Here is a 16,717-nt window from a genome sequence, read left to right as displayed (position 1 = left end):
GGTGCGCAGGCTCGCAGCGCAACTTGTAGCATACGGGGGCAGCCGGACAGGGTCAATGCGCGAAGGCGCACACCCGGGGCGGATCGCCGCATACCCGGCACAAAACCTGTCTCACGAGGCCACGCGCGCGTGGCGGCGCCCCATTTATGACGGCCGCCGAGACGGGGTTGGACGGAAGAGTACGACGAGGGAGCCGATCATCCAAGGGCCCGCATCACACCAGCAGGACACCGCACTGGACACCGAACCCGAGGCCACCCGACGCGACGCCGACGTCTCCGAGAGCGCCCGGGCCAACCGTGGCTGGTGGGACCGCAACGCCGACGAGTACCAGGTCGAGCACGGCACGTTCCTCGGCGACGACCGCTTCGTGTGGAGCCCCGAGGGCCTCGACGAGGTGGAGGCCGAGCTGCTGGGTCCGCCCGAGGACCTCAAGGGCAAGGACGTCCTGGAGATCGGCGCCGGCGCGGCCCAGTGCGCGCGCTGGCTGGCCGAGCAGGGCGCCCGCCCGGTCGCCCTCGACATCTCCCACCGCCAGCTCCAGCACGCCCTGCGCATCGGTACGTCCTTCCCCCTGGTCTGCGCCGACGCGGGCGCGCTGCCCTTCGCGGACGGCTCTTTCGACCTGGCGTGCTCGGCGTACGGCGCGCTGCCGTTCGTGGCGGACCCGAGGCTGGTCCTGCGGGAAGTGCACCGGGTGCTGCGGCCGGGCGGGCGGTTCGTCTTCTCGGTGACGCATCCGATCCGCTGGGCCTTCCCGGACGAGCCCGGTCCGGAGGGCCTGTCCGTGTCGGGGTCGTACTTCGACCGCACGCCGTACGTGGAGCAGGACGAGAACGGCCACGCCGTGTACGTGGAGCACCACAGGACGCTGGGCGACCGGGTGCGTGACATCGCGGTGTCGGGTTTCCGCCTGGTCGACCTGATCGAGCCGGAGTGGCCGGCCTGGAACACCTCGGAGTGGGGCGGCTGGTCCCCCCTGCGCGGCAACCTGATCCCGGGAACCGCCATTTTCGTGTGCGTACGAGACTGAGCGCGTGATCCGTCACGACGCCCTCGACGCCCTTCCCGTACGCGGCGCCCTGCCCGCGCTGAGCGATGCCCTGGAGGGACACGGGACCGCGGTCCTGGTGGCGCCGCCCGGTACCGGCAAGACGACGCTCGTCCCGCCGGCCCTGGCGGGCCTGCTGGACGACGCCGTACCCGCGCGGAAGGTCGTCGTCGCCGAGCCACGCCGGATCGCGGCCCGCGCGGCCGCCCGGCGGATGGCGTGGCTGCTGGGCGAGAAGGTCGGCGAGAGCGTTGGCTACACGGTGCGCGGCGAACGGGTGGTCGGGCGGCACACGCGCGTGGAGGTCGTCACGACGGGTGTGCTGCTCCAGCGGCTCCAGCGGGACCAGGAGCTGGCGGGCGTCGACGTGGTGGTGCTCGACGAGTGCCACGAGCGGCATCTGGACGCGGACACCACGGCGGCCTTCCTGTGGGACGTACGGCAGACCCTGCGGCCGGAGCTGCGGCTGGTGGCCGCGTCCGCCACGACGGACGCCCAGGGGTGGGCGCGGCTGCTGGGCGAGGCACCCGTGGTCGAGGCGGCGGGCGTCTCCCATCCGGTGGAGGTCGTCTGGGCGCCTCCGGCCCGTCCCGTACGGCCTCCGCACGGCATGCGGGTCGATCCGGCGCTGCTCACGCACGTGGCGTCGGTCGTGCGGCGGGCGCTGGCCGAGCGGGACGGGGACGTGCTGTGCTTCCTGCCCGGTGTGGGCGAGATCGCACGCGTGGCCGGGCAGCTGGGCGGTCTCGGTGACGTGGAGGTGCTCCAGGTCCACGGCCGGGCCCCCGTGACCGTGCAGGACGCGGTGCTGGCCGGCGGGGAGCGGCGGCGGGTGGTCCTCGCGACCTCCGTGGCCGAGTCGTCCCTGACCGTGCCCGGGGTGCGGGTGGTCGTCGACGCGGGACTCGCGCGGGAGCCGCGCGTCGACCACGCGCGCGGGTTGAGCGCGCTGGCGACGGTACGGGCCTCGCAGGCGGCCGGACGGCAACGGGCGGGCCGGGCCGGGCGGGAGGCGCCGGGTGCCGTGTACCGATGCTGGGCGGAGGCCGAGGACGCCCGTCTGCCGCGTTTCCCGGCGCCGGAGATCAAGGTGGCCGACCTGACGGCGTTCGCGTTGCAGGCGGCCTGCTGGGGCGATCCGGACGCGTCGGGACTCGCCCTGCTGGATCCGCCGCCGACCGGGGCGATGGCGGCGGCGCGGGGCGTGCTGACGGCCGTGGGAGCGGTGGACGCCGACGGCCGGGCCACCGCGCGGGGCGCACGCCTGGCCCGCCTGGGCCTGCATCCCCGCCTCGGACGGGCCCTGCTGGACACCTCCGGTGCGGGTGCCGAAGTGGTCGCCCTGCTCTCGGAGGAGCCGCCGCGCGAGTACGGCGACGACCTGGCGGCCGCCGTACGGACCGCCCGACGCGGCGGTGACGCCTATGCGGGACGCTGGCGGACGGAGGTGCGACGACTGCGGTCCGCCGCGGCGGAGTTCACCGGGGCGGCTGCCGCGAACGACGGCCTGGTGGCCGCGCTCGCCTTCCCCGAGCGGGTGGCCAAGGCCGACGGCGGCTCCTATCTCATGGCCTCCGGCACCCGCGCCGAGCTCTCCGACGGCTCCCCGCTGCGCGGAGCGCCGTGGATCGCCGTGGCCGTGGCGGACCGTCCCGTCGGGAAGGGCCACGCGCGTGTGCAGCTCGCCGCCGTGATCGACGAGGACACGGCCAGGTCGGCGGCGGCCTCGCTGTACTCCGAGCGCCAGGAGGTGCACTGGGCCGGCGGGGACGTGGTGGCACGGCGGGTGGAGCGGCTCGGGGCGATCGAGCTCGCGGCACGGCCTCTGAAGAACGCCGGCGCCGACCTCGTACGCGAAGCACTTCTTGAAGGGCTCCGTCAGGAGGGGCTACGGCTGCTGCGGTGGACGCCGGACGCCGACGTACTGCGGCAGCGGCTCGCGTTCCTGCACCACCATCTTGGCGACCCGTGGCCCGAGGTCTCCGAGGACGCGCTCCACGCGCGCGTGGACGAGTGGCTGGAGCCCGAGCTGGGTCGTGCCCGGCGGCGGGCCGACCTGGCGCGCATCGACGCCGGACAGGGACTGCAAAGGCTTCTCCCCTGGGCCTCCGGCGAGGCCGCGCGGCTCGACGAACTGGCACCCGAGCGGATCGCCGTACCGAGTGGGTCCAGAATCCGGATCGACTACGGCAACCCCGAACAGCCCGTGCTGGCGGTGAAGTTGCAGGAGATGTTCGGGCTGCGGGAATCGCCGCGGGTCGCCGGGGTGCCGCTGCTCGTGCATCTGCTCTCCCCCGCCGGCCGGCCCGCCGCCGTCACCGCCGACCTCGCCTCCTTCTGGAAGGACGGATACAAGGGCGTACGGGCGGAGTTGCGCGGCCGGTACCCGAAGCACCCGTGGCCCGAGGACCCGGCGGACGCCGAGCCGACGCGGCACACCAACGCGCGGCTCAGGCGGTGACCGGTTCGGGTGTGTCGACCTTCTCGGGGGCCGGGCGGCGGCTGCGGGCCTCCAGCCAGAGCGCCAGGGCCAGCAGCAGGACGCCCAGGGTCAGGAAGCCCCAGGGCAGGTACGAGGTCATGAGGAGCACCAGGGTGCGGTTCGACTTGACCAGGTCGACCGTGTGCTCGATGTAGTCCTCGCGCATCTTCACGTGCCCGGCGAAGGCGGTGACCTTCTCGCGGCCGCCGAGGAGGGTGCCGCCGCGCAGTTCCTCCTTGTGGATCTCCTCGCCGTAGACGGGGGCTCCGGTGAGCGGTTCGACCCAGAACTTGCGGACCGTGGTGTACCAGCGGGTGGTGCCGGTCTTGGCGACGGTCTCCGGGGTGATGCCCTTGACCGGCATCGTCTTGGGGAAGGGCACCTTGGTCCAGGGGATGGTCTGCTCGAAGTAGTAGACCTCCACACCGCGGAAGGTCTGGGTGCCCCGGTAGTGAATGGGGTTGGTGGTGCGGGTCTGCGCGTCGAAGTACTCGTAGTCCCGTTTCTCCGTCAGGAAGGGCCACTTGAACTCGATGCCGGTGCGCTTGACCGGGTCGCCGTCGACCATCTCGCCGGGGGCGTGGACGGGGGCCTGGGTGTGGGCGTCGAAGATGTAGCGCTCGGGGATCTCGGAGACCATCCTGCCGTCGGGGCCGACGACGTAGGACAGCCCGTCCCAGACGACGACGTCCTTGCCGACGGTCTTCTCGATCTTCTCGGAGGCCTCCACGTTGCCTTTGAGGGTCTGCACGATGGTGACTTCGGGGACCTTCTTCGCGGTCATCGAGCCGTAGTCGATGAGGGTCGCGTTCTTCGCCTCCAGGACCATGTCCTGGTACTGGTTGGCGGGGATCTTGGCCAGGCGCGGGAAGGCGTACCAGCGCAGCAGCGGGGACAGCGCCGCGAAGAACACGGCGAGGGCGAGCAGGACCAGGCTGGTCTTGCGGCGCATCTCGGCCTCCCGGGCGGGCGGTTACGGGTGGGCGGGCACTGTCGTGAGCAAGGGCTTCGGAGACGTCTTGCCCGTCGGCTGTCCCATCGCGGTGATCGCGAGGACCAGGGCGAACGCGAGGGCGAGACCGGTCGCGGCGGCGATCAGGGCGCGCATGTCTGCCTCCCTGCGGACGGGAACTGATACATCGTCAGGTCCGGCACCGTAGCAACGGGCGGGCGAGATGAGAACAGCTCGCACACGGACGGAGGGCGCCCTGTCCGCCGTAGCGGAAAGGACGCCCTCCGAAGGGGTGGGTGCGGGCTCTACGAACTCGCGCTGGGGCTGGGCGACGGGCTCGCGGAGGTGTCCGCGGCGGCCGCCACGGTCAGCGTCACGTCGAGTGTCGCGCCGCCCGCGGTGGTGATGCGGAGCACGTAGGTGCCGGTGGTGTCGTCGGAGTAGAGCTGCGGCAGCTTCAGCACGCCGTCCGCGTCCGTCGTGAGACCGGTCAGGGTGCGGACGGTCTTGCCGTCGGCGTCCTTGAAGTAGGGGCCCTTGTCGTTCTCGGTCGCGTCGTCGGCCGACTTGATCAGGGTGGCGGTGGCGGCGACCTTGTCGGCGACGGCGTCCTTATAAGTGGCCTTCACTTCCACCGCGTCGGCGAACTCGCCGCCCGGCGTGCAGGTCAGCGCGGTGTCGCTGGTGCGGACGAGGGTGTCGGCGACGCGCTGGGTCACGGTGGCCGTGTAGTCCGGACCGGTGACCGTACGGCCGATGAGGGTCGCGGTGACCGTGAAGGTGCCGGTGGTCTCGCCCGCCTGGAGCGCGGGCGCGGTGGCCACACCGGAGGCGCCCGTGAGACCGGTGGCGACCTTCTCGCCGCCGGCGAAGGTGGCGTCGGTGTCGCCGACGATGGTGAAGCGGATCCGGACCTTGGGGACGCCCTGCCCGGCGGCGTTCTCGGCCTTGGTGCTGATCTTCTCGGCGAACGCGTCACCCGCCATGGCGGTGAGCTTCGCGGTGCCCGAGTCCTCCAGGTGGTGCACGGACTGGGTGGGGGTGACGGGCGTCGGCGAGGCCGGCGGGGTGGGGCTCCCGGACGGAGGCGGGGTCGTCGCCGGCGGAGTCGTCGCGGGCGGGGTCGGGCTCGGCGAGGCGGGCCTGTTCGGCGTCGGCGTGTCCGGCGTCGAGGAGGCCGAGCCGCTGCCGCCGTCGCTGCGGCTGTCCGGGATGGTGCCGGTGCCGTCGGGGATCTCGTGGGTGCCCTTGCGGTAGTACTCCAGCCACGACAGGACCGTGTTCAGGTAGTGCCGCGAGTTGTTGTAGCTGAGGATGGCGCTTTCCAGGTCACCGCCGTCCGACAGGTCCCAGCCGTTGCGGCACAGGTAGTGACCGGCGGCGAGGGAGGCGTCGTAGATGTTGTTCGGGTCCTTCACCCCGTCGCCGTTGCCGTCGCGCGCGGCCCACGCCCAGGTGGACGGGATGAACTGCATGGGCCCGACGGCCGAGTCGTAGGCGCTGTTGCCGTCGTAGACACCGTTGTCGGTGTCCTTGATGAGCGCGAAGCCGTTGCCGTCGAGCTGCGGGCCGAGGATCTTGGAGGTCGTGGTGCCGTCCGCGTCGACCCGGCCGCCGCGGGCCTGACCCGACTCGACCTGACCGATGGCGGCCAGGAGCTGCCAGGGCAGGTTGCAACCGGGCTTGGAGGCCTGGAGCTCGGTCGCGGCCTTCTTGTAGGCGGCGAGAACGGTCGCGGGTATGCCCGCCTCGCTCTCGACCGGGGAGGTGGAGGGAGTACTGCCGTCGGTCGGCGCGGGGCTCGGGGTGTTCAGCGGCGGCAGGTCCGTGTAGTACGGCGAGTTGCCGGTGGCGCTGCCGTCGGAGGCGGTCGCGTCGGGGGAGGGCTGGGAGTCGGCTGCGGCCGATCTGCCGTCGGCCGTCGCTCCGGGGGCCTGGGAGGCGGACAGTGCCGCGACCGCGGCCGCGGCCACGGCGGTGGTCATGGCTCCCTTGCGCAGCCTCCTGCCGAATTGCGCCGCCATAAAGTGAACCCCTCCCATGGACGCCCGAACGCCCGTCTCCGTCTGTCGCTCTCGTCCAGTTGTGACAGTCGAGCCGCCCTTGAGGTTGCCCCTGTGACGCGCGGGAATTCCTTATTCGCACGTACGACCGAGCTCCCCAGCGCGGTGACCCGTGCGACCCTACGACAACTTCCTTTCCTCGGACACCGGTTCGTGCCCGGTATTCACCGGTTGGCCATGTTCGATCGGTGCCGGGACGCGTCGCTCATACTGGACGGAACCGATCACCCGGGCCGCCACCCGGCCAACGTCCTTCGTGAGGAGCTCCGTTGCCGTTCACCCTGAGCCATGCGGCGGCGGTACTGCCCGCGGTGCGCGCCGACGGGTCCGGCCGGGGCCGACTGGTTCCGGCCGTCCTCGTGGCCGGATCCTTCTCACCCGACATGACCTACTTCGCGGCGAGTGTCGCTTCCGGGGCGATGGAGTTCGGCACGTTCACGCACTCCTTCCCGGGCGTCCTCACGGTCGACGTGCTCGTGGCCTGGGCACTGGTGGGCCTGTGGCTGCTGCTGCGCGAGCCCCTGGTGGCCCTGCTGCCGCGAGGACGGCAGGGCAGGCCGGCGGCGCTTCTGCGCTGCGGGACACCACGCGCGCGGGTACGCACCGGACTGGTCGTCCGCTGGTACGTCTCCGCTGCGCTCGGAGCGCTGACCCATGTCGTGTGGGACGCGTTCACCCATCACGACCGATGGGGCATGCGGCTGTTCCCCTTCCTGGGAAGGGAACTGGCCGGCTCCCCTCTGTACTGGTACCTCCAATACGGGAGTTCAGCGGCGGCGGCCCTCGTGATCGCCGCGTGCTGCGCCTACGCCCTGCGCCGGGCACCGATGACGGCCGAGCCGCGGGGCGTGCCCGCGCTGTCGGCGCGGGACAGGTACTGGGCGGTGGCCGTGATCGGCGCGTGCATGACGGTGGGGGCGGTGCAGCGGGCCTCCCGGTGGTGGGCGTACTGGGGCTCCACCGCGAGGCCCTGGGAACTGATCCCGACCCTCTGCTTCGGCGCCGGGGCCGGACTGACACTCGGAGTACTGCTGTACGCCGCGGGCGTCAGGCTGTGGCGTCCGGCTCCGGCGTCCGGTGACCCGGAAGAGTCCGGCCTTCCGGTCGCCCGCTGACGTTTCCCGCCGACGCGACGAACACCGTCATCGTGGGCATCGGCCGGGACCGGGGCAGCAGAGTGAGAGCAAGGGCCAGATAACTGAGCGCCAACTCGGCCCACAGCCGGTGCCCGGACGGCTCCCGGGGTCCTTCTCCTACTCCGTCCCGCTCGCGGCCGGTGAGACGGTGCCGTAGACCTGCGGTGGCGAGGCGGGCCGGGATCCGGGGGCCTACCGCCCTGGGTCGCGCCCGGCGCAGGAGAGTCGCGAGGTCGAGGGGGACACGGGCGGTGCTTGCGGCGGCCGCGTGGGCCGTCCGGCGGTGGAGCATGCGTATACCCATGACCGCATCCTGGACGGGGGCGGGGGTGGGGGCGTTGTTGTGGGGGCCACGAGAGTGATGGGGCCGGGTGCCTGTGGGGGTGCCGGGTTCGGTCGTGTGGCGGGTGCGGGGCGGTGGGGCTGGTCGCGCAGTTCCCCGCGGGCAGCTGCGCTGGGCTTGGGCCGGGCGCCTATCGGGGGTGCCGGGTCCGGTCGTGTGGCGGGTGCGGCCCGGTGGGGGCTGGTCGCGCAGTTCCCCGCGCCCCTAGGGAGGTGCAGTCGCCTGCGCCGCGACGGACCGCCGACCACCTCGCGCACCACGACGGACCGTTCCCCGCTCCCCCGCGCCGCGACGGGCCGTTCGCCGCACCGCGCGCCACGATGGGCCGTTGGCCGCGTACGGCGGCAAGGGGACGGGGTGGGGGGTGTCCGCCCGCAGCGGCCGGCGTCCGTTACCGAGCCCTGTTGAAGTGACCGAGCCGCCGGACCGAGGACGGATACCCCCCACCCCGGCCCCGACCCACAACACACCGCACGCGCTACACACGCCCCCACCGAACCGCAACAGGCCGCCGCAGGCATCCAGGGGCGCGGGGAACTGCGCACAACACCAGCCCCCACCGGCCCGCAGACAACCAACAACCGAACCCCGCCCAACCGCCGGAGGCAACCCGCAGGCACCTCAGGGGCGCGGGGAACTGCGCACAACACCAGCCCCCACCCAACCCGCACCCAACACGACAACCACACCTAGTGCGCGGCGGACTCCCAGTCCGCCCCATCCCCCACCGAAACCCCAAGCGGCACGCTCAACCGCACCGCGTCCGACATCTCCCGCCGCACGATCTCCTCCGCCGCCTCCCGCTCCCCCGGCGCAATCTCCAGCACGACTTCGTCGTGGACCTGGAGCAGCATGCGGGACGTGAGGTCCGCCTCCCGCAGCGCCCTGTCCACCTTGAGCATGGCGATCTTGACGATGTCCGCCGCCGTGCCCTGGATCGGCGCGTTCAGAGCCATCCGCTCGGCCGCCTCACGCCGCTGCCGGTTGTCGCTGTTGAGGTCGGGGAGATACCGCCGCCGCCCGAACAGCGTCGCCGTGTACCCCGTGGCCCGCGCCTCGTCGACCGCCCGCCGCAGATAGTCCCGCACCCCGCCGAACCGCTCGAAGTACGCGTCCATCAACGCCCGCGCCTCGCCCGCCTCGATGTTCAGCTGCTGCGAGAGCCCGAACGCGGACAACCCGTAGGCCAACCCGTACGACATAGCCTTGATCTTGCGCCGCATCTCCGCGTCGACCGCGCCGGGCTCGACGGCGAACACCTGCGAGGCGGCGGTGGTGTGCAGGTCCTCGCCGGACGTGAACGCCTCGATGAGCCCCTCGTCCTCGGACAGGTGGGCCATCACCCGCAGCTCGATCTGGCTGTAGTCCGCGGTCATGAGGGACTCGAAGCCCTCGCCGACCACGAACCCGCGCCGAATCGCCCGCCCCTCGTCCGTACGGACGGGGATGTTCTGCAGGTTCGGATCCGTGGAGGACAGCCGCCCGGTCGCCGCGACCGTCTGGTTGAACGTGGTGTGGATACGTCCGTCCGCCGCGACCGTCTTGATCAGGCCCTCCACGGTCACCCGCAGCTTGGCCTGCTCACGGTGCCGGAGCATGATCACCGGCAGTTCGTTGTCCGTCTGGGTGGCGAGCCAGGCCAGTGCGTCGGCGTCGGTGGTGTAGCCGGTCTTGGTCTTCTTCGTCTTCGGCAGGCCCAGCTCACCGAAGAGGACCTCCTGGAGCTGCTTGGGCGAGCCGAGGTTGAACTCGTGCCCGGCCGCCGCGTGGGCCTCCTTCACGGCCTGCTGGACCGCGCCGGCGAACATCTGCTCCATGGCTTCCAGGTGGGCCCGGTCGGCCGCGATGCCGTGCCGCTCCATGCGGGCCAGCAGGGCGGAGGTGGGCAGCTCCATGTCACGCAGCAGGTCCGCCGCGCCGACCTCCTCCAGGCGGCCCTCGAAGGCGGCACCCAGGTCGAGCACGGCCCGCGCCTGGATCATCAGCGCCTCGGCCTCGGCTCCGTCGTCCGCGCCGAAGGCGAGCTGCCCGTCGGCCGCGGCGGCGGGCGCCAGCTCCCGGCCCAGGTACTCCAGGGACAGCGCGTCCAGGTCGAAGGACCGACGGCCCGGCTTGACCAGGTACGCGGCGAGCGCGGTGTCCATGCCGACGCCGGCGATGCTCCAGCCGTGCTCGGCGAAGACCCGCATGGCGCCCTTGGCGTTGTGCAGGACCTTGGGGCGGTCGGCGTCGGCCAGCCAGGCCGCCCACGCCCTCTCGTCGGCCTCGTCCAGCTCGGACGGGTCGAACCAGGCGGCCGCCCCGCCGGACGCGGCGAGCGCGACCTCGGCGACCGAGCCGGTGCCGAGGGCCCAGGTGTCGACCGTGGCGAGGCCCAGGGGCTGCTGGGTGCCGTGCTCGGCGAGCCAGCCGGCCAGCTCGCCGGTGCCGAGCACCTTGCCGTCCACCTCCACACCCGGCGCGGCGACCGGGGTGCCCTCGGCCTCCTCGGCTCCCGGGTCGACGGCCAGCAGCCGCTCCCTCAGCGAGGGGTTCCTGATCTCCAGGGTGTCCAGGATCATCGCGAGCGTCTTGCGGTCGTACGGCAGGCGCTCCAGGTCGGTGACCGTCTTCGGCAGCTCCACCGTGCGCACCATCTCGGTGAGGCGGCGGTTGAGCTTGACGGCCTCCAGGTGGTCGCGGAGGTTCTGACCGGCCTTGCCCTTGACCTCCTCGACGCGCTCGACCAGCTCCGCGAACGAGCCGAACTGGTTGATCCACTTCGCGGCGGTCTTCTCGCCGACGCCGGGGATGCCGGGGAGGTTGTCGGACGGGTCGCCGCGCAGGGCCGCGAAGTCGGGGTACTGGGCGGGCGTCAAGCCGTACTTCTCGAAGACCTTCTCCGGGGTGAACCGGGTCAGCTCGGAGACGCCCTTGGTCGGGTACAGCACGGTGGTGTGCTCGGAGACCAGCTGGAAGGAGTCCCGGTCGCCGGTGACGATCAGCACCTCGAAGCCCTCGGCCTCGGCCTGGGTGGCGAGCGTGGCGATGACGTCGTCGGCCTCGAAGCCGTCGATCGCGAACCGCGAGACGTGCATCGCGTCGAGGACCTCGCCGATCAGCTCGACCTGGCCCTTGAACTCGTCCGGCGTCTTGGAGCGGTTGGCCTTGTACTCGGTGAACTCCTCGGAGCGCCAGGTCTTCCTGGACACGTCGAAGGCCACCGCGAAGTGGGTGGGCGCCTCGTCGCGCAGGGTGTTGGCCAGCATCGACGCGAAGCCGTAGATCGCGTTCGTCGGCTGGCCGGTCGCGGTGGTGAAGTTCTCCGCGGGCAGCGCGAAGAACGCGCGATAGGCCAGCGAGTGCCCGTCCATGAGCATCAGGCGCGGGCGGCTGCCGCCGGGGCTGGTGTCGGTCTTCTTCGCTGCTGTCTCTGCCACGTCCCCGATCCTGCCACGCGGCACTGACAGTCGGGTGCCACGGTGGGCACGGCACCGGGACCGGTGATCACGAAGGCACACACCCGCGCAGGAGACGCGCCTGCCCGCGCCCCTGCCACAGCCCGGCGGCCGTCGCCGTGAGCTCCCCCAGCCCGGCACCCGACGTTGTCAGCGGCACATGGGAGGATCGAGAACGTACTCGCACGTGTACGCGAAGGAGAGTGCGCGATGGCAACGAAGCCGCCCAAGGCGGACCCGGTTCAGGACGCGCCGCAGGTCGCCGAGCCGAAACACGCGGCGGCCGGCCTCCCGGCCATCGGCCACACCCTGCGCATCGCCCAGCAGCAGATGGGCGTGAAGCGCACCGCGCTGACGCTGCTGCGGGTCAACCAGAAGGACGGCTTCGACTGCCCGGGCTGCGCCTGGCCCGAGCCCGACCACCGGCACGCGGCGGAGTTCTGCGAGAACGGCGCGAAGGCGGTCGCCGAGGAAGCCACCCTGCGCCGGATCACCCCGGAGCTCTTCGCCGCGCACCCCGTCGCCGACCTCGCGACCAGGAGCGGTTACTGGCTGGGCCAGCAGGGGCGGCTCACCCACCCCATGTACGTCCCCGAGGGCGGCACCCACTACGAACCGGTGACCTGGGAGCGCGCCTTCGACATCGTCGCCGAGGAGATCGCCGGACTCGACTCCCCCGACGAGTCCGTCTTCTACACCTCGGGACGCACCAGCAACGAGGCCGCGTTCCTCTACCAGCTCTTCGCCCGCGAGCTCGGCACCAACAACCTGCCGGACTGCTCCAACATGTGCCACGAGTCGTCCGGTTCGGCGCTCAGCGAGACCATCGGCATCGGCAAGGGCAGCGTCCTGCTCGACGACCTCTACAAGGCCGACCTGATCATCGTCGCCGGACAGAACCCGGGCACCAATCACCCGCGCATGCTCTCCGCCCTGGAGAAGGCCAAGGCGAACGGCGCGAAGATCATCAGCGTCAACCCGCTGCCCGAAGCCGGTCTGGAGCGCTTCAAGAACCCGCAGACCCCCCAGGGCATGCTCAAGGGCGCCGCGCTCACCGACCTGTTCCTGCAGATCCGCATCGGCGGCGACCAGGCCCTCTTCCGCCTCCTCAACAAGCTGATCCTCGACACCCAAGGCGCCGTCGACGAGGCCTTCGTCGCCGAACACACCCACGGCTACGAGGAGTTCGCCGCGGCCGCCCGCGCCGCCGACTGGGACGAGACGCTCACCGCGACCGGCCTGTCCAAGAAGGAGATCGAGGAGGCCCTCTCCATGGTCCTCGCCTCCGAGCGAACCATCGTCTGCTGGGCCATGGGCCTCACCCAGCACAAGCACTCCGTGCCGACCATCCGCGAGGTGGTCAACTTCCTCCTCCTGCGCGGCAACATCGGCCGCCCCGGCGCCGGCGTCTGCCCGGTCCGCGGCCACTCCAACGTCCAGGGCGACCGCACCATGGGCATCTTCGAACGCCCCGCGCCCGCCTTCCTGGACGCCCTGGAGAAGGAGTTCGGCTTCGCCCCGCCGCGTGAGCACGGCTTCGACGTGGTGCGCGCCATCCGCGCCCTGCGCGACGGCGAGGCCAAGGTCTTCTTCGCCATGGGCGGCAACTTCGTCTCCGCCTCTCCCGACACCGACGTCACCGAGGCCGCCATGCGCCGCGCCCGGCTGACCGTGCACGTGTCGACCAAGCTCAACCGCTCGCACGCGGTCACGGGCGCGCGTGCCCTGATCCTGCCCACCCTCGGCCGCACCGAGCGCGACCTGCAGGGCAGTGGCGAGCAGTTCGTGACCGTCGAGGACTCCATGGGCATGGTGCACGCCTCCCGGGGCCGCCTGGAGCCCGCGAGCGGGCACCTCCTGTCCGAGCCTGCCATCGTGTGCCGGCTGGCCCGCCGGGTCCTCGGCGAGAACAGCCGCACACCCTGGGAGGAGTTCGAGAAGGACTACGCCACCATCCGCGACCGCATCGCCCGCGTGATCCCCGGCTTCGAGGACTTCAACGCGCGCGTGGCACAGCCCGGCGGCTTCACCCTGCCGCACGCACCGCGCGACGAGCGCCGCTTCCCCACCGCCACCGGCAAGGCCAACTTCACCGCCGCGCCCGTCGAGTACCCCGAGCTGCCCGAGGGCCGGCTGCTGCTGCAGACCCTGCGCTCGCACGACCAGTACAACACCACGATCTACGGCCTCGACGACCGCTACCGGGGTATCAAGAACGGCCGCCGGGTCGTCCTGGTCAACCCCGAGGACGCCGACCGGCTCCGGCTCGCCGACGGGTCGTACGTCGACCTCGTCAGCGAGTGGAAGGACGGCGTGGAGCGGCGGGCCCCCGGCTTCCGGGTCGTGCACTACCCGACGGCCCGGGGCTGCGCCGCCGCCTACTACCCCGAGACCAACGTCCTGGTGCCGCTGGACGCCACCGCCGACACCAGCAACACCCCGGCCAGCAAGTCAGTCGTCGTACGTCTGGAACAATCGGCGACCGACTGAGCGTTTGCTCAGCACAGGCGGTCGTAGCGACCCTGACGAACGGAGCCCGGCTTCATGGGTGAGAAGCAGCACGCCACCTTCCCGCAGGAGGTCATCGACGAGTACGCGGCGCTCGGCGTCGACATCGTCGCCATGTTCTCGGCCGGGCACCTGGGCACCCGCATGGGCGTGGAGATCGTCGAGGCCTCGGCGGACCGGGTCGTCGGCACCATGCCGGTCGAGGGCAACACCCAGCCCTACGGCCTGCTCCACGGCGGCGCCTCGGCCGTACTGGCCGAGACCCTCGGGTCCGTCGGCTCGATGATGCACGCCGGAAGCTCGAAGATCGCGGTGGGCGTCGACCTGAACTGCACCCACCACCGGGGCGTGCGCTCGGGCCTCGTGACCGGCGTCGCCACACCGGTGCACCGGGGCCGGTCCACCGCGACATACGAGATCGTGATCAGCGACGAGGAGGACCGACGCGTCTGCACCGCCCGACTGACCTGCCTGCTGCGGGACGCCCCCGGCCGTTGACGCCTGCCCGGCGGTGCATGCCGACGGAGAACACCCGCACCCGGGCCCCAGTCACGCACCCGCCCGCCGACTGGGCACCGCCCCCCGGCTCCCCTACCGTTCTCCCATGACCGGTATCGGTCCCGTCGAGCCCGTCGACTCGCCGGAGACGGGGGACAGTTACGACGTCATCGGAGCCGACGAGCCCCGGCTGACGGACCGTTGGAACGCGCGGTGGGGCAGGATGTCACCGCGCGCCCGCAAGGCCACCCTGACCACCACCGCGATCGCCCTGCTCGCGGCCGGAGTCCTCCTCCCCCGCGCCCTCTCCGAAGACCGGCACCCCGAGCCGCAGGACACCCCCGTCCCCTGGCCCGCCAACGTCACCGCCTGGCGCTACCTCGGCTCCGCCGACCTCCCCGAGGCCCCCGGCACCCGCCCCACCAGCGGACGCTTCCGGTTCGCCGTCGACGTCCACAGCGGGCCGCCCGTCACCCTCCAGGTCACCGGCGCCGCCTTCACCGGCCTCACCGCCCACGCCCTGCCCGAGGCCTTCACCGTGCACGCCGGCACGACACGCCGGGTCACCGTGGAGATATCGGTATCCGACTGCTCGGGGCTGCCCCTGAATGCCGACCTACCATTTCTTGACGTAACGCTGCGTAACACGCGCGCAATACAACACCACAGCTTCATCTTCGGCCGCGCGTACTCCCACGACCTTTTCGAGCTCCTTCGAGGCGCCTGCCCCCCGACAGCGGCGCCGCAGGCCCGACGGCCAAGCGGAAGTGCAGGTTCTCAAAATGCGGACCGCGAAGGAACCCAGAGCGGCTGAGAGTGCTCTTCTCGGAAGCCCACCATCCATCACGTCATAACAAGAAAGTCACAAGCCAGCGCACAGCGATGCCCCTGCCTGCAAACCGGGCTTAGAGTCACGGCCAGTCACCGCTCCATCGGGAGTTCGGTACCAGCGCGGCACAAGCCGCACCCACGAGGGCGCGAGTGCCTGCGGAAAGGACTGATTGTGCGACGTTCCATGGTGATACTGACCTCCGTCATGGCGACGGGGGCTCTGACGCTCACCGCCTGCGGCTCCCGAGACGACAAGGGCGGCGACAGCGACAGCGGGGGTGGCACGACCCTGACCATAGGCGTGGACGCCCCGCTGTCCGGCGAGAACTCCACCACCGGTCTCGGCATCCAGTACGGCGCCCAGATCGCCGTCGACGACGCCAACAAGAACAAGCTCGTCCCCGGCGTCACCTTCAAGCTGAAGGCGTTCGACGACAAGGCGCAGCCGGCCACCGGCCAGTCCAACGCGACCGCGATCACCGGCGACAAGACCGCCGTAGGCGCCGTCGGCCCGCTGAACTCCGGCGTCGCCCAGACCATGCAGCAGGTCTTCGCCTCGGCCAACATGGTCCAGATCTCCCCCTCGAACACCGCCCCCGAGCTGACCCAGGGCAAGAACTGGCAGACGGACAAGAAGCGGCCGTTCAAGACGTACTTCCGCACCGCCACCACGGACGAGCTCCAGGGCAGCTTCGCCGCCGACTACGCGTACAACGGCCTCAAGAAGAAGAAGGCCTTCGTCGTCGACGACAAGCAGACCTACGGCGCCGGCCTGGCCAAGATCTTCAACGAGCAGTTCAAGAAGCTCGGTGGCACCGTGGTCGGCACCGACCACGTCAACACCGGCGACAAGGACTACGGCTCCCTCGTCACCAAGATCAAGAAGTCCGGCGCCGACCTGCTCTACTACGGCGGCCAGTACGACGAGTCGGCGCTGATCACCAAGCAGATGAAGGACGGCGGAGTCAAGATCCCGCTCTTCGGCGGCGACGGCATGTTCGCCTCCACCTACATCGAGGCCGGCGGCACCGAGACCGAGGGCGACCTCGCCACCGCGATCGGCGTCCCCGCGGACACCCTGCCCGCCGCCAAGACGTTCATCGAGACCTACAAGTCCAAGGGCTACAAGGGTGACTACGGCGCCTACGGTGCCTACTCGTACGACGCCACCACCGCCATCATCAAGGCCGTGAAGGCCGCCGTCGACGCCAACGGCGGCAAGGTCCCCAGCGACATCAACGCCCTGCGCTCCTCGGTCGTCGACGGCGTCCAGAAGTCCGACTTCGAAGGCATCTCCGGCAAGGTCGCCTTCGACGAGTACGGCGACACCACCAACAAGCAGCTCACCGTCTACCAGGTCACCAAGGGTGCGTGGAAGGCCGTGAAGACCGGCACCGCCAGCTAGTCCAGCCGGCT

11 protein-coding genes are annotated in these 16,717 nt (G+C 71.4%); 7 read left to right on the top strand and 4 right to left on the bottom strand.

From position 1 onward, the window contains the following. The first annotated feature begins 55 nt into the window (after positions 1 to 55). The gene (locus AB0D34_RS17075; protein WP_362662251.1) at positions 56 to 1,033 is read left to right on the top strand and encodes a class I SAM-dependent methyltransferase; all 978 of its coding nucleotides are present in this window, start codon (positions 56 to 58) and stop codon (positions 1,031 to 1,033) included. Between the two features lie 4 nt (positions 1,034 to 1,037). Further along, entirely contained in the window at positions 1,038 to 3,512 is a 2,475-nt protein-coding gene (hrpB, locus tag AB0D34_RS17070; RefSeq protein WP_362662250.1) for an ATP-dependent helicase HrpB, read from the top strand. On the opposite strand, the gene AB0D34_RS17065 is transcribed toward hrpB, so the two are convergent. The 3 genes from AB0D34_RS17065 to AB0D34_RS17055 form a co-directional block, all read right to left on the bottom strand. Continuing rightward, positions 3,502 to 4,485 (bottom strand): DUF3068 domain-containing protein, encoded by a 984-nt coding sequence (locus AB0D34_RS17065; RefSeq protein ID WP_362662248.1) that lies wholly within the window; start codon positions 4,483 to 4,485, stop codon positions 3,502 to 3,504. The two genes, hrpB and AB0D34_RS17065, sit on opposite strands and share 11 nt — an antisense overlap. Before the next feature lie 21 nt (positions 4,486 to 4,506). Further along, the gene (locus AB0D34_RS17060) at positions 4,507 to 4,641 is read right to left on the bottom strand and encodes an SPW_0924 family protein (RefSeq protein WP_362662247.1); all 135 of its coding nucleotides are present in this window, start codon (positions 4,639 to 4,641) and stop codon (positions 4,507 to 4,509) included. A gap of 149 nt (positions 4,642 to 4,790) precedes the next feature. Then, the gene (locus tag AB0D34_RS17055; RefSeq protein ID WP_362662246.1) at positions 4,791 to 6,509 is read right to left on the bottom strand and encodes a lytic transglycosylase domain-containing protein; all 1,719 of its coding nucleotides are present in this window, start codon (positions 6,507 to 6,509) and stop codon (positions 4,791 to 4,793) included. A gap of 308 nt (positions 6,510 to 6,817) precedes the next feature. Between AB0D34_RS17055 and AB0D34_RS17050 the strand changes: the two genes are divergently transcribed. Then, a complete protein-coding gene (locus tag AB0D34_RS17050) occupies positions 6,818 to 7,663 on the top strand; it encodes a DUF4184 family protein (protein WP_362662244.1) in 846 nt (281 codons plus the stop codon). Positions 7,664 to 8,716: 1,053 nt separating this feature from the next. On the opposite strand, the gene polA is transcribed toward AB0D34_RS17050, so the two are convergent. Next, positions 8,717 to 11,446, bottom strand: a complete 2,730-nt coding sequence (gene polA / locus AB0D34_RS17045; protein ID WP_362662242.1) for a DNA polymerase I — start codon at positions 11,444 to 11,446, stop codon at positions 8,717 to 8,719. A gap of 228 nt (positions 11,447 to 11,674) precedes the next feature. Between polA and AB0D34_RS17040 the strand changes: the two genes are divergently transcribed. From AB0D34_RS17040 to AB0D34_RS17025, 4 genes are all read left to right on the top strand, one after another. Next, on the top strand, positions 11,675 to 13,954 hold the full coding sequence (locus AB0D34_RS17040; RefSeq protein ID WP_362662240.1) for an FdhF/YdeP family oxidoreductase: 2,280 nt from the start codon (positions 11,675 to 11,677) through the stop codon (positions 13,952 to 13,954). Between the two features lie 54 nt (positions 13,955 to 14,008). Next, positions 14,009 to 14,470 carry a hotdog fold thioesterase gene (locus AB0D34_RS17035; protein WP_362662238.1) on the top strand — a complete coding sequence of 154 codons (462 nt, stop codon included), beginning with the start codon at positions 14,009 to 14,011 and terminating at the stop codon, positions 14,468 to 14,470. A gap of 106 nt (positions 14,471 to 14,576) precedes the next feature. Further along, entirely contained in the window at positions 14,577 to 15,284 is a 708-nt protein-coding gene (locus AB0D34_RS17030; protein WP_362662236.1) for a hypothetical protein, read from the top strand. 201 nt (positions 15,285 to 15,485) lie between these two features. Further along, positions 15,486 to 16,706, top strand: a complete 1,221-nt coding sequence (locus tag AB0D34_RS17025) for a branched-chain amino acid ABC transporter substrate-binding protein (RefSeq protein ID WP_362662234.1) — start codon at positions 15,486 to 15,488, stop codon at positions 16,704 to 16,706. The last annotated feature ends 11 nt before the right edge of the window (positions 16,707 to 16,717 follow it).

The sequence above is a fragment of the Streptomyces sp. NPDC048420 genome, assembly GCF_040651535.1.
Classification (GTDB): domain Bacteria; phylum Actinomycetota; class Actinomycetes; order Streptomycetales; family Streptomycetaceae; genus Streptomyces.
The sequence above is the reverse complement of the archived record's forward strand: the minus strand, read 5'-3'. Positions and strand labels throughout refer to the sequence as shown.

What these genes read in the sequence shown, in the direction of transcription:
- AB0D34_RS17075 (WP_362662251.1), top strand. Translation starts at nt 56, where the DNA reads ATGCGCGAAGGCGCACACCCGGGGCGGATCGCCGCATACCCGGCACAA.
- AB0D34_RS17065 (WP_362662248.1), bottom strand. Translation starts at nt 4,485, where the DNA reads ATGCGCCGCAAGACCAGCCTGGTCCTGCTCGCCCTCGCCGTGTTCTTC.
- AB0D34_RS17060 (WP_362662247.1), bottom strand. Translation starts at nt 4,641, where the DNA reads ATGCGCGCCCTGATCGCCGCCGCGACCGGTCTCGCCCTCGCGTTCGCC.
- AB0D34_RS17055 (WP_362662246.1), bottom strand. Translation starts at nt 6,509, where the DNA reads ATGGCGGCGCAATTCGGCAGGAGGCTGCGCAAGGGAGCCATGACCACC.
- AB0D34_RS17040 (WP_362662240.1), top strand. Translation starts at nt 11,675, where the DNA reads ATGGCAACGAAGCCGCCCAAGGCGGACCCGGTTCAGGACGCGCCGCAG.
- AB0D34_RS17035 (WP_362662238.1), top strand. Translation starts at nt 14,009, where the DNA reads ATGGGTGAGAAGCAGCACGCCACCTTCCCGCAGGAGGTCATCGACGAG.
- AB0D34_RS17030 (WP_362662236.1), top strand. Translation starts at nt 14,577, where the DNA reads ATGACCGGTATCGGTCCCGTCGAGCCCGTCGACTCGCCGGAGACGGGG.
- AB0D34_RS17025 (WP_362662234.1), top strand. Translation starts at nt 15,486, where the DNA reads ATGGTGATACTGACCTCCGTCATGGCGACGGGGGCTCTGACGCTCACC.